Annotated in this window: 9 protein-coding genes and 1 riboswitch; of the genes, 6 read left to right on the top strand and 3 right to left on the bottom strand. The window is 70.3% G+C overall.

The genetic code is table 11. From position 1 onward, the window contains the following. Positions 1–66: 66 nt before the first annotated feature. The 3 genes from JTJ31_RS15975 to JTJ31_RS15965 are packed head-to-tail and all read right to left on the bottom strand — an operon-like array spanning position 67 to position 2,848. Positions 67–1,659 carry an FAD-dependent oxidoreductase gene (locus tag JTJ31_RS15975; protein WP_207539724.1) on the bottom strand — a complete coding sequence of 531 codons (1,593 nt, stop codon included), beginning with the start codon at positions 1,657–1,659 and terminating at the stop codon, positions 67–69. After that, positions 1,656–2,633, bottom strand: coding sequence for an MBL fold metallo-hydrolase (locus JTJ31_RS15970; protein ID WP_207539723.1), 978 nt, complete (start codon positions 2,631–2,633; stop codon positions 1,656–1,658). The genes JTJ31_RS15975 and JTJ31_RS15970 overlap by 4 nt, the downstream gene beginning before the upstream one ends. Before the next feature lie 53 nt (positions 2,634–2,686). Next, complete coding sequence (locus tag JTJ31_RS15965) at positions 2,687–2,848, bottom strand: hypothetical protein (protein WP_207539722.1); 162 nt, start codon at positions 2,846–2,848, stop codon at positions 2,687–2,689. A 176-nt stretch (positions 2,849–3,024) separates the two neighbouring features. Here JTJ31_RS15965 and JTJ31_RS15960 point away from each other — a divergent pair, with 176 nt between their 5' ends. From JTJ31_RS15960 to JTJ31_RS15935, 6 genes are all read left to right on the top strand, one after another. Then, a complete protein-coding gene (locus tag JTJ31_RS15960; protein ID WP_207539721.1) occupies positions 3,025–4,077 on the top strand; it encodes an AbrB family transcriptional regulator in 1,053 nt (350 codons plus the stop codon). Between the two features lie 28 nt (positions 4,078–4,105). Then, on the top strand, positions 4,106–5,290 hold the full coding sequence (locus tag JTJ31_RS15955) for a CaiB/BaiF CoA transferase family protein (RefSeq protein WP_207539720.1): 1,185 nt from the start codon (positions 4,106–4,108) through the stop codon (positions 5,288–5,290). Further along, a complete protein-coding gene (locus JTJ31_RS15950) occupies positions 5,287–6,090 on the top strand; it encodes an enoyl-CoA hydratase (RefSeq protein WP_207539719.1) in 804 nt (267 codons plus the stop codon). The genes JTJ31_RS15955 and JTJ31_RS15950 overlap by 4 nt, the downstream gene beginning before the upstream one ends. Before the next feature lie 131 nt (positions 6,091–6,221). Continuing rightward, positions 6,222–6,839 carry an exopolysaccharide biosynthesis protein gene (locus JTJ31_RS15945; protein WP_236020312.1) on the top strand — a complete coding sequence of 206 codons (618 nt, stop codon included), beginning with the start codon at positions 6,222–6,224 and terminating at the stop codon, positions 6,837–6,839. Positions 6,840–6,875: 36 nt separating this feature from the next. Beyond that, positions 6,876–7,086: riboswitch (cobalamin riboswitch) on the top strand. 124 nt (positions 7,087–7,210) lie between these two features. Beyond that, complete coding sequence (locus tag JTJ31_RS15940) at positions 7,211–9,145, top strand: TonB-dependent receptor plug domain-containing protein (protein WP_207539717.1); 1,935 nt, start codon at positions 7,211–7,213, stop codon at positions 9,143–9,145. Between the two features lie 128 nt (positions 9,146–9,273). After that, positions 9,274–12,417 carry a response regulator gene (locus JTJ31_RS15935; RefSeq protein ID WP_207539716.1) on the top strand — a complete coding sequence of 1,048 codons (3,144 nt, stop codon included), beginning with the start codon at positions 9,274–9,276 and terminating at the stop codon, positions 12,415–12,417. The last annotated feature ends 4 nt before the right edge of the window (positions 12,418–12,421 follow it).

Genomic DNA, 12,421 nt, shown 5'->3' with positions numbered 1-12,421 from the left:
AACATTCTGGGACGGTTCCGGTTTATGTGGCGAGGCAAATTTACGGAGCTTGTTTCTTTTTTTTGCCTAGAGAGAGCGCGCTCGGCGAAGGGCCGCCAGGATGGGATCCGGCGCCGTCGTGGCGAAGCGTGCGGCAATGTGCTGATCGGGGCGCACGAGGGCGCATTCTCCGGGCGCAAGCCCCAGCCGCGCCGCAGCCAAGCCGGAATGGTCATGCAGGGCGCCGGGACGCGGAGAGTCGCGCAACTCCACCGTCCGCAGCCCCTCCATCTTCACGGGATGCGCCTCGCGCGCCAGCAGGAGGAAGCCCTGGCCGAACTGGCGCAACAGCCAGTCCGGCTGCCCATCGCGCAGGATGGGCGCGTCCGGGCAGGCCGTGCCAGGCGGGGCGGCGCGTGGAGCCTCGTCGGGCCCATTGAGGGGCGAGTCGCGTAGCACCGCAGGCTGCGACAGCCGCCCGCTGTTCACGAAGGGGCGCGCCAGCGGCAGGTCGCGCGCCAGTTCCAGCACCGCGTCGCGATAGGCGCGGCAGGCGCTTCCCTTGGGCGTGATGAAATCCGTGGCCCGGCTGGAATGGCGGATGTTCTCGTCCGCCGCCGGGATGCGCTCCGCGTCGTAGCTGTCCAGCAGCCGCTCCGGCGCCTCACCCTGCAGGACTATCGCCAGCTTCCAGCAGAGATTGTCGGCATCCTGCACCCCGCCATTGCCGCCCCGCGCCCCGAAGGGCGAGACCTGATGTGCCGCATCGCCCAGGAAGAGGACGCGGCCGTGGCGGAACCGCTCCAGCCGCCGGCAGCGGAAGGTGTAGACGCTCACCCAGTCGAGGTCGAAGGCCACGCCCTCGCCCAGCATGGCAGCGACGCGCGCCCGCACGCGCTCCGGTTCGCGCTCCGCTTCCGGATCCGCGTCGCGCCCGAGCTGGAAGTCGATGCGCCAGAGATCGTCGGGCTGCTTGTGCAGCAGCACGGATTGGCCGGGGTGAAAGGGCGGGTCGAACCAGAACCAGCGCTCGCTGGGGAAATCCGCCTGCATGCGCACATCGGCGATCAGGAAGCGGTCGTCGAAGACCTGGCCCGTGAAGGGCAGGTCCAGCGCGCGCCGCACCTTGCTGTGCACCCCGTCACAGGCCAGCACCCATTCCGCGTCCAGCCGGTAGGGGCCAGATCGTGTCTCCACCTCCAGCGCCGCGCCATCCGCGCGCGGGACCACCCCGGTGACACGAGAGCCCCAGCGCAAATCCACGAGGCCGCTCGCTTCGCAAGCCTCGATCAGCCATTGCTCGGCGTAATACTGCTGGAGGTTCACGAAGGCCGGGTATTCATGCCCGCTTTCGGGCAGCAAGTCGAAGCTGTAGGCCTCGCGGTCGCGAAAGAAGACACGGCCGCGATTCCAGGTGATCCCCTTGTCGAGGAAGCGCTGCCCGATCCCGAGCCGCCCCATGATCTCCAGCGTGCGCTGACTGAAGCAGATGGCACGCGAGCCGGTCGAGAGCGTGTCATCCTCGTCCAGCAGAACGGAGGCGATGCCGCGCCGCGCCAGATCCAGCGCGGCGGTCAGCCCGACCAGCCCGCCGCCGACGATCGCCACCCGCGCCTGCTCCACCCCGCCGGGGCGGGGTGGCACATGGTGCGCGTAGCGCGGCGGGACCCAGGCGCTCATCCGCGTGCCTCCGCACTCTTCATCGGCTGCGCGCCTTCCAGGGCGCGCCACATCTCCACGTCGCGCTCGGCGGTCCAGATGCGCGGATGCGCGATGCCGGAGGCCTCGTCGAAGGCGCGGGAGACGTTGAAGGGCATGCAGTGCTCGAAGATGACCCAATGCCCGTATTTCGGGCGCATCCGCTCCATCGCCGTGCCGTAGAGATCCTTGAGGCCGTGGCCCTTCGCCACCGCCTCCCGCGCCAGGGCGAAGAGGTCGGAAGTGTAGCTTTCCGTCTGGTGCAGCGCTTCCTCGACATCGCCCCTGGTCAGCAGCGCGGCGCCCCGTCCCGGCACCAGCTTCTCCGCTCCCAATTCGCGGATGGCGGCGATGGTCCCTGGCCAGTCGGCGAAATGCGCATCGCCACAATAGGGGGTGGCGCCGAACTCCACCGTGTCGCCGGCGAAGAGCACCTTGTGCGCGGGCACCCAGACCACCGTGTCGCCCGCCGTGTGGGAGCGGCCGATATGGATCACCTGCGCCTCAAGCTCGCCGAGCCAGAGCGTCATCTTCCGCTCGAAACTGTGCGTCGGCCAAGTGAGGCCAGGGATGGATTCACGGCCGCGGAACAGGCGCGGGAAGCGGCCGATCTCGCTGTCCATGTCCTGCGCGCCGCGCTCGGCGATCAGGGCGCGCGTGGCGTCGGAGCAGATCACCGCATGGGCTGGGTAGCCGCTGGCGCCGAGCACCCGCACCGCATGGTAATGCGACAGCACCACCTGGCGCACGGGCTTGTCCGTCACCTGCGCGATGCGCGCCTGCACGTCCTTCGCCATGACCGGCGTGGCCTGGGCATCCACCACCACCACCCCGTCCGGCCCCACCAGCACGCCGGAATTCGGATCACCCTCGGCGGTGTAGGCGTAGAGGCCAGGGCCGAGTTCGTCGAAGGAGACGGTCTTCTCCGCGAGGTCATTGGTGCTGGCGAAGCTCATCGTCTCGTGATCCCTGTCCTGGAGCGAGAGGATGCCGCCCGGCGCCGCCCCTGTCACGCGGCGAGAAGGCCGCGCGCCAGTTCGCGCAGATCCGCCCCGGCCGGCGCGGCGGAGAAGCGCGCCAGGAGCGGTGCCTGGGCGCGAATTACCTGCGGCACGCGCGCATCGCGCCGCACCGTGCCTGTAGCATCGCTGATGGCGGCCTGCAGCAGCACGCTCCTGGCCTGAGGCGCCCTCTGCGGCGACAAGCGGGGATGCCGGCACGGCAGACCGCACCTCGTGATCTGGGCGGGAAATGGAACAGCGCCGGGCTGCGGTGCAAGCATAGACAAAAGGTTAACGCCGCCCCGGTTTGACGTCCTACCCCGCCAGGGGGAAGCTGCCTCCCGACGTGAACCTCTTTCTCGACCGCCTCCTGCCCTGGATCGTCGCGACTTTGGGCGGGGCGGTATTCCACCTCCTCCATGTGCCTCTCGCCTGGATGCTCGGCGCCATGGCTGGCACCGCCGCGCTGGCCTGGCATCGCCGGGTGGAGACGCCGGCCTGGCCACGTCAGGGGGCGCTGATCGTGATCGGCCTTGCGCTCGGCCAGACCTTTTCCGGCCCGGTGCTGGCGGCGCTGGGCGCGGCGCTGCCCGCCATCCTGCTGGCAGGGCTGCTTTCCATCGTCGTGGGGATGCTTTGCGTCCCCGTCTTCATGCGGTTGGCGCGGGTGGATGCGCGAACCGGGTTCTTTTCCTGCATCCCCGGTGGTGTGCTGGTGATGGTGGTGGTCGGGCAGCGCGCCGGCGCCCCGGTCGCGCCCGTCACCCTCGCCCAGACCGTGCGTGTGGTGCTGGTGGTGATCCTCATGCCGCCTTTGCTCACCTGGCTGGCCCCGCATGGGCAGGCGGGCGAGTTCCTGGCGCCGCGCCTGCCCTTCGACGCCGTGGGCCTCGTCGTGATGCTGCTGGCCGGCTGGGTCGCGGCGCTGCTGCTGCGCCGCGCCGGGCTGGCCAATCCCTGGATGATGGGGCCGTGCTTCCTGGCCATCGGCGCCGCCGCATTCGACCGGCTGCCCGGCGGCGTGCCCCCCTTCTTCGTGGATGCAGCCCAGGTAGGGATGGGGGTGGCGCTGGGGCAGAAGCTGTCGCGCGACTTCCTGCTGTCCTCGCGCCGCCTGCTTACCGCCTCGGTCGCCTCCACCTTGCTTCTTTGTGCACTGGGGGCGCTGGTGGGGCTGATGCTGGCCTTCGCCTGGGGCCTACCCGTCTCGGCCGCGCTGCTCGGGATGGCGCCGGGCGGAATGGCGGAGATGGGTGTGACGGCCAAGGCGCTGGGTGCCGCCGTGCCGCTGGTCATGGCCTTCCACCTGTGCCGGACCCTGCTCTGCTCCCTCGTGCTGGGTCAGGTCTGGGCGCTGTCGGACCGGCTGCGGCTGTTCAGCCCGCGCCGCGGCGCGTAGTTTCGCGGGACAAAGGGGGAAAGACCGGATGCCATTGCCGCTGGACGGGCTCATCGTTCTGGATCTGACGCTGGCCCGCGCCGGTCCCACCTGCGTGCGCCACCTGGCCGATTGGGGCGCCACGATCTGGCGGGTCGAGCCGCCAGGCAGCGCGGACGGGTTCGGCGGAGCGCGCGACGGGTTCGACTCGGTGAACCTGCACCGCAACAAGCGATCCATCGCCCTCGACCTCAAGAACCCGGCCGGGCGCGCCGCCTTCCTGCGCCTCGCGGCGAAGGCCGACGTGCTGGTGGAGAACATGCGCGTCGCGGTGAAGCACCGGCTCAAGATCGGGCCGGAGGAGATCGCGGCGGTGAATCCGCGCCTCGTCTACGCCTCCATCTCCGGCTTCGGGCAGACCGGCCCCTATGCCGGGCGCGGTGGGGTGGACCAGATCGCGCAGGGCATGGGCGGGCTGATGTCCATCACCGGCGAGGCCGGGCGCGGGCCCATGCGCGTCGGCATCCCGATCAACGACCTGACGGCTGGCAACCTGCTGGCGCTGGCCATCATGATGAAGCTGTTCGAGCGCGAGCGGACAGGGATGGGCGGCTCTGTCCACACCTCGCTGCTGGAAGCGCAGGTCTTCATGCTGGACTTCCAGGCCACGCGCTTCCTGATGGATGGCGAGGTGGCGGGCCAAGCCGGTAACGACCACCCGGTGAACACGCCGATGGGCGTGTTTCCCGCCGCCGACAAGCCGATCAACATCGCCGCCTCCTCCGCCAAGCTGTGGGAGGTGTTCTGCCGTGTCTGCGGGCGCGAGGACTGGCTGGCCAAGCCCGAATGGCAGACGGCGAAGGGGCGCACCGCCGACCGTCCAGCGCTGAACGCCGCCATCGCGGAGGAGACGCGCAAGCACCCCTCCGAATGGTGGATCGCGAAGCTGGAGGAAGCGGGCATCCCCTGTGGTCCGGTTAACGACATCCGCGAGGTGTTCGAGGACCCGCAGGTCCAGCACCTCGACATGGTGTGGCACGCCCCGCATGAGCGGCTGGGCCAAGCCGGGGTGGTGCGGACGCCGCTGAACATCGACGGGCACAAGCCCGGCGTGCATCGCGGCGTGCCCGCACTGGGCGGCGACGCAGAGGAGATCCTGGCGCAGGCCGGGCTGTCCGGGAACGAGATCAAGGAATTGCGCGCGACGGGCGCGCTGGGAGACGCAGCGAAATGACCGAGACCACCCTGGCCGATGGCAAGATCATCGCTCGCGCCAATGCGGGCGTGGGCACCATCGTCTTCAACCAGCCCGAGAAGCGCAACGCCATGTCCATCGGGATGTGGGACGGCATGGCCGAGGCGCTGGACCGCTTCGAGGCCGATCCGGCGATCCGCTGCGTCGTGCTGGAAGGCGCGGGCGGCAAGGCCTTCGTGTCCGGCGCCGACATCTCCCAGTTCGAGCAGAACCGCTCGGACGCGGAGGCGCAGAAGCACTACAACAACAAGACCAGCCACGGGCGGAAGAAGCTGGCCGAATTCCCGAAGCCGGTCATCGCCAAGATCCAGGGCTTCTGCATGGGCGGCGGCCTTGGCATCGCCATGTCCTGCGACATGCGCATCGCAGCGGTGGGCAGCGAATTCGGAATCCCCGCCGCACGCCTGGGCATCGCCTACGGCTTCGACATGGTGAGCAACCTCGTCGCGCTCGTCGGGCCGGCCCATGCCCATTACATCCTGATGACGGGCGGCCGCATCGCGGGCGAGGAGGCGGAGCGCATGGGCCTCGTTAACCGCCTCGTCCCGCAGGCGGAGCTGGATGCGGAGGTAGACCGCCTGACCTCGACCATCGCGGTCAACGCGCCGCTGTCGTTGCTGGCCAACAAGCGCACGGTCCGCGCCGTGCTAGCCGACCCGGCGAGCCGCGACATGGCGGCGATTGCGGCGGCGCAGGATGCCTGCTTCGACAGCGCCGATTACCGCGAGGGGCGGCGCGCCTTCATGGAGAAGCGGCGCCCCGCCTTCACCGGGGCCTGACACACCCTCAGGGCCGCCCGATGGGCGGCCCGGCGGTTTGCCGGCTTAAGCAGAATCCCGCTGGATTCCCCGCAAGGAAATCGCCATCTATGCCGCTGGGCGTTCCCTGCCCTGCATCAAGGACACATCTATTGGACGGAACGCCCCATCTGTCGCACGAGGCGCCCATTTCCCGCATCGTTACGGAAGTGGCGGCCCAGTTCCCGGGCGCGCGGATCAGCCTGGGCGACATGGCCGAAGCCTTCGAAGACCGCGCATTCGGCCTCCTGATCCTTCTCCTTTGTCTTCCTTCCCTCCTGCCCGGCATGGCGAGCGTCTTCGGCATCCCCATGCTCATCCTGGGGTTGCAGATGGGGATGGGGCGCCGCAACCCGAGGCTGCCCGCCTTCATGGCCCGCCAGACCATCAAGCGGGAAGATTTGCTCCGCCTCTCCGACGCCTCCTCCGGCTGGATCGGCAGGGTGGAGCGCTGGGTGCGGCCACGCCCCGGCTTCTGGACCGGCGCCAGCGGCGACAAGCTGGTGGGGTGGCTCACCGTCTTCAGCGCGATCATGCTGATCCTGCCTGGCCCCGGCACCAACGGCCCTCCCGCCTTCGGCACCATCGTCATGGCGCTGGGCGTGGTGGAGAGCGACAGCCGCGTGGTCGGGATCGGCGCTGCGCTGACCCTGGCGGGCTGCCTCTTCGCCACCGGCGTCATCGTCGCCCTGCTCTGGTTCGGCCGCGCAGCGCTCGACTGGCTGTTCTAACTTCCCTGCCCCTTCCCGGCGCCCAGGTCCCGTTCTAAGGACGGCCCATGCGTCGGTGCCCCGAGGAGGGGTGAAACGGGAATGCGCGAAGCGGAGCCATCACGGCTCCGTCAATCCGCAGCTGCCCCCGCAACTGTAGGCGGAGAGCCGCGCGCCACGAGCCATTGCCCCCTCTCGGAGAGGGCGAGAAGGCGGCGCATGGCATGGACCCGCAAGCCAGGAGACCGGCCGGCGCAGAGTTGTTCTCGCGCGTACCGGGCGGGGTGCACCGGTGCCACGGAACTTGTTTCCGGTTGCGGGCCCGACGCCAGCCGTCGCGTGGCGCCTCCTTGCCGCGCGGCATTGCCGTCACGCGCAGATGGAGGAATCCCATGCGCCGCCTGTCTTTTGCCGCCGCGCTTCTCGCGGCCACGCCTGCCGCCGCGCAGGTCGCCCTGCCCGACACGATCGTCACCGCCACCCGCGCGCCCACGACGCTGGAGCGCGTGCCCGCCGCCATCACCGTCATCACTCGCCAGACCATCGAGGAGCGCGGCTTCCAGACCCTCGCCGAGGCGCTGGCGATCGTGCCCGGGCTGCGCCTCGCCGCCTCGGGCGGGATCGGCCAGCAGGCCAGCGTCTTCCTGCGCGGCAATTCTTCCCGCTCCACCCTGGTGCTGCTGGACGGGGTGCCGGTGAACGACCCCGCCGAGGCCAATGGCGCCTTCAACTTCGGCAATGAGCTCCTCTTCGACGTGGAGCGGATCGAGGTGCTGCGTGGCCCGGCCTCCTCGCTCTATGGCGGCTCGGCGCTGGGGGGCGTCATCAACCTCGTCACTCGCCGCGCGCCGCCCGACCGCGCCTTCGTGCCCTATGGCGAGATCGCGGGCGGGACGCAGCGCACACTGCGCGTCGGGGCCGGGGCGACCGGCACGGTGGGCCAGTTCGACTACCTGGCCAGTGTGAACTCCCTGTCCACCCAAGGCTTCAACGCCACGGCGTCCCGCTTCCAACGCACGCTGAACGAGCGCGACGGGTTCCGCGGCACCGCCGCCACGGCGCGGCTCGGCTGGACGCCGCTCGCCGGCACGCGGGTCGAAGGGCTTTTGCGTTGGCGGGAGAACCGCTTCGGCCTGGATTCCGTGCCGCGCGACGATCCGAACTTCACCGGCGACGACCGGCGCTGGTTCGGCCAGCTGCGCGGCGAGACGACGCTCTTCGGCGGCGCATGGACCACGGGGCTGCGTGTCGCCCATGGCAGCGACCGCCGCGTCTATTCCAACCTGCCCGACCAGCTTTCCGCCGCCAGCGGCACCGACCGCTACCTGGGCGAGCGGACCACCGTGGATTGGGGCAACACGGTGCGTCTGCCGGGCTTCGGCGCCTTCACCGATGGGCAGGCCAGCTTCGGCTTCACCCATGCACGGGAATCCGCGCGCTCGATCGCGGGTGCCGTGCCGTTTCAGACCCGGGTCAATGCCAGCCAGGACGTGAATGCCGGGCACGCTGCCGTGCAGTACCGCATCTGGGAGAGGCTCGATCTCTCGGCCGGGCTTCGCCACGACGCGGCGGGCGGCTTCTCCGACACCACCTGGCGACTCGGTGCCGTGCTCCAGGTGCCGGAGCTGAACCTGCGGCTACGCGCGGCAGGCGGCAGCGCCTTCAACGCCCCCGCACTCTTCCAGCGCTTCGGCGCCATCGGCACCAGCTTCCGCGGCAACCCCAATCTCCGCCCCGAGCGCAGCCTGGGCTACGAGGTGGGGGCAGAGCTGGACATCCCGGCCTTCGGCCGCCCCGCCTTCGCCACGCTGGGCGCGACCTTCTTCCAGTCCCGCGTGACCGACCTGATCAACTACAACGCCCAGTTCTCCACCCTGGTGAACGTGGACCGGGTGGCGATCAAGGGCGCGGAACTCGGCGTGGCGCTGCGCCCCACGCGCTGGCTTTCCGCCGAGCTGAGCTGGACGATCACCGACGCGACGGACCGCGCCACCGGCCGCCCGCTGCCCCGGCGCCCGGAGCACGTCATCAACGCGACGCTGCGGGCGGAGCCTCTGCCCGGCCTCGTCGTCGCGCCCACGCTGCTCTTCACCGGCCGCAGTCCGGAAGGACCCTTCGCCTCCTACACCGATGCGGGGGCGAGCATCGCCGGGCCGCGCCGCAACAAGACCGGGACGGTGCTGAACATCACCGTCTCCTACCGTGTGACGCCGCAGGTCACGGCCTTCCTGGAAGGACGGAACCTCGGCGGCTCCAAATGGGAGCCGGTGAATGGCTTCCAAGTGCCGGGGCGCTCCCTCCTGGTCGGGACGCGCTTCACCTTCTGAGGCGGGAGCCGGGGGCGGTCCGATCCGCCCCCGGAATGTTTGGCCTCCCACTCTGGCCATTGATCGCTGGCGCGCGATATTGCGACGGCATACAGCCCGCTGCCGGGCGGGTCAGGGAAAGAGACAGGATGCACGATGCCGACAGGGGGCCGGATGGGGCCGCCCCAACGGAGCTGAGCCGCGCTGCGCTGGGCGAGCCGAGCTGGACAGGTCCCCGCTCCACCGCCTTCCTCTCGATCATCGCGGCCAGCACAATCGCCCTCTTCGCGCTGGACCTCGTGACACCCCTCGGCGTCGCGAACTGGCTCTTCTACCTCCTGCCCATCCTGCTCTCCTTCCTGCTGTGGCATCCCGCGGCGCCGCTGGCCCTGGCGGCCGTGACCACGGCGTTGATGCTCGCCGGCTACTGGCTGAGCCCGCCGGGCGTGGATCCGATGATCGGCGCGGTGAACCGGGGCATGGGCGTCGTCACGGTCTGGGTGCTGTCCATTGGCGGCTCGCTTTTCGTTAGCGGGCGCCTGGCCGTGCGGCGGCAGGAATGGCTGCAATCCGGACAGCTGCAGCTCTCCGCCCGCATGTCGGGCGAGCAGGGGCTGGACCAGATCTCCGGCGCGGTGCTGGACGGGCTATGCCGCCATGCCGGGGCGACGGTCGGCGCTTTCTACGTGGCCGAGGGCGGCGCGCTGGTGCGCCGCGCCACCTATGCCGTGCCCGACCCCGGGGCCCTGCCCGAGCGGATCCAGCCCGGCGACGGGCTGCTGGGCGAGGCGGCGCGCGACCGGCGCATCCGCCTCCTCCACCGCCTGCCCGCAGGCTATCTACGCTTCGGCAGCGCGCTCGGCGCGACGGAGCCGCATTCCCTCCTCCTCGCCCCCATCGAGCTGGACGGGGAGCTGAAGGGCGCGGTGGAGTTGGGCTTCGCCGATGCGGCGGGCCAGACCCATGCCGAGCTGCTGCGCCGCACCTCCAACGCCATCGCCGTCGCCCTGCGATCCGCCCAGTACCGCGCCCGGTTGCAGGACCTGCTGGACGAGACGCAGCGCCAGGCGGAGGAGCTGCAGAGGCAGGGCGAGGAGCTGCGCTCCTCCAACGAGGAGCTGGAGGAGCAGAGCCGCGAGTTGGAAGCCTCCCAGGCGGCGCTGGAGTCGCAGCAGAAGGAGCTGCGCCTGGCGAATGAACGGCTGGAGGAGCGCACTCGCACCCTGGAACGCTCGGAATCCGCGCTGAAGGACAAGGCGCGCGAGCTGGAGCAGGCCAGCCGCTACAAATCCGAGTTCCTGGCGAACATGTCGCACGAGCTGCGGACGCCCCTGAACTCCTCGCTCATCATGGCGCGGCTGCTGGCCGACAATCGCGACGGCAACCTGTCCGAGGAGCAGGTGCGCTTCGCCGAGACGATCGAATCGGCCGGCAATGACCTGCTCACCCTGATCAACGACATCCTCGACCTCTCCAAGATCGAGGCGGGGCGCGTCGAGCTGCGCCCCTCCGTCCTTGCGATCAGCGACCTCACGGAGCGCCTGCGCCGCACCTTCGAGCCGGTGGCGCGCGAGCGCGGCCTGTCCTTCCGCGTCGAGGCGCAGGCGAGCGAGCTGGAGACGGACGGGCAGCGCCTGGAGCAGATTCTCAAGAACTTCCTGTCCAACGCGCTGAAATTCACCGAGGCGGGCGAAGTGGTGCTGGAGGTGGACACGCTGCCCGATGGGCGCGTCGCCTTCTCTGTCCGCGACACCGGCATCGGCATCGAGCAGGAGCAGCAGGAGGCGGTGTTCGAGGCGTTCCGGCAGGCGGACGGCACCACCGCGCGCCGGTATGGCGGCACCGGGCTCGGGCTTTCCATCTCGCGCGAATTGGCGCGGCTGCTGGGCGGCACCATCGAGCTGGCCAGCGCGCCGGGGCGCGGCAGCACCTTCACCCTGGTCCTGCCGCCGGTCTATGCGCCCGTCACCGCGCTCGATGCGCCGGCGCCCGCCGCAGCGCCGCCTTCCGGAATCCGGATCCGCGACCTGCCGCCCGCCCCCCCGCCGGTGCCGGCGAAGGCCGCGCCCCACGCCGTCGCGGATGACCGCGACGCGCTGGAAGGGGCACGCCGCATCCTCCTCGTCATCGAGGACGACGCCGCCTTCGCCGGGCTGCTGCGCGACTTGGCGCGGGAGCAAGGTTTCCACTGCCTCGTCGCCGGAACGGCGGATGAAGGCGTGGCGATGGCCCGCGCCTTCCTGCCGCATGCCATCGTGCTCGACCTCGGCCTGCCCGACCATTCGGGCATCTCCGTGCTGGACCGGCTGAAGCACGACCTGACGACGCGCCACATCCCGGTCCACATCGCCTCGGCGCAGGAGAATTGGCGCGCGGCGCTGGCGCTGGGCGCCGTGGGCTTCCTCCAGAAGCCCGTCTCGCGCGACCAGCTCTCCCACGCGCTGCGGCGGCTGGAGGGGCGCATCGACCACAAGCTGCGCCGGGTGCTGATCGTGGAAGACGACCCGGTCCAGCTGGACGCGATCCGCCGCCTCCTCGCCTCCGACGAGGTGGAGACGGTGGGGGCGGCGACCGGAACCGCCTGCCTGGAGGAGCTGTCCCGGCAGACTTTCGACTGCATGGTGCTGGATGTGTCCCTGCCCGACATGACCGGCTTCGAGCTGCTGGACCGGCTGAGCGCGGACGAGACGCGGCCCTTCCCGCCCGTGATCGTCTATACCGGCCGCGACCTCCTGCCGGAGGACGAGCTCCGGCTGCGCCGCTACTCCTCCTCCATCATCGTCAAGGGCGCCCGCTCGCCGGAACGGCTGCTGGACGAGGTGTCGCTCTTCCTGCACCAGGTCGTGTCCGAGATGCCGGGCGAGCAGCAGCAGACGCTGGTGCGCGCGCTGAACCGCGACGCGGTGCTGGAGGGGCGCCGCATCCTCATCGTCGAGGACGACGTGCGCAACATCTTCGCTCTCACGAGCGTGCTGGAGCCGCACGGCGCCACGGTGATCGTCGCCCGCAACGGGCGCGAGGCGCTGGCGGCGCTGGACCGCGCCGAGGCGGCGGGCGAGCCCATGGATCTCGTGCTGATGGACGTGATGATGCCGGAGATGGACGGCATCACCGCCACGCGCCACCTGCGCGAGAAGCCGGAGCGACGCTCGCTGCCCGTCATCATGCTCACCGCCAAGGCCATGCCGGACGACCAGCGGCAATGCCTGGAGGCGGGGGCGAACGACTACATGGCGAAGCCCCTGGACGTGGAGAAGCTGCTCTCCCTCGTCCGGGTCTGGATGCCAAGGTAGCGCG

Origin of the sequence: Sabulicella rubraurantiaca (assembly GCF_017355885.1) — a bacterium.
GTDB classification, from domain to species: Bacteria; Pseudomonadota; Alphaproteobacteria; order Acetobacterales; family Acetobacteraceae; genus Roseococcus; species Roseococcus rubraurantiacus.
This window is presented reverse-complemented; position numbering and strand designations above follow the sequence as displayed.

What these genes read in the sequence shown, in the direction of transcription:
- JTJ31_RS15935 (WP_207539716.1), top strand. Translation starts at nt 9,274, where the DNA reads ATGCACGATGCCGACAGGGGGCCGGATGGGGCCGCCCCAACGGAGCTG.
- JTJ31_RS15975 (WP_207539724.1), bottom strand. Translation starts at nt 1,659, where the DNA reads ATGAGCGCCTGGGTCCCGCCGCGCTACGCGCACCATGTGCCACCCCGC.
- JTJ31_RS15950 (WP_207539719.1), top strand. Translation starts at nt 5,287, where the DNA reads ATGACCGAGACCACCCTGGCCGATGGCAAGATCATCGCTCGCGCCAAT.
- JTJ31_RS15955 (WP_207539720.1), top strand. Translation starts at nt 4,106, where the DNA reads ATGCCATTGCCGCTGGACGGGCTCATCGTTCTGGATCTGACGCTGGCC.
- JTJ31_RS15940 (WP_207539717.1), top strand. Translation starts at nt 7,211, where the DNA reads ATGCGCCGCCTGTCTTTTGCCGCCGCGCTTCTCGCGGCCACGCCTGCC.
- JTJ31_RS15970 (WP_207539723.1), bottom strand. Translation starts at nt 2,633, where the DNA reads ATGAGCTTCGCCAGCACCAATGACCTCGCGGAGAAGACCGTCTCCTTC.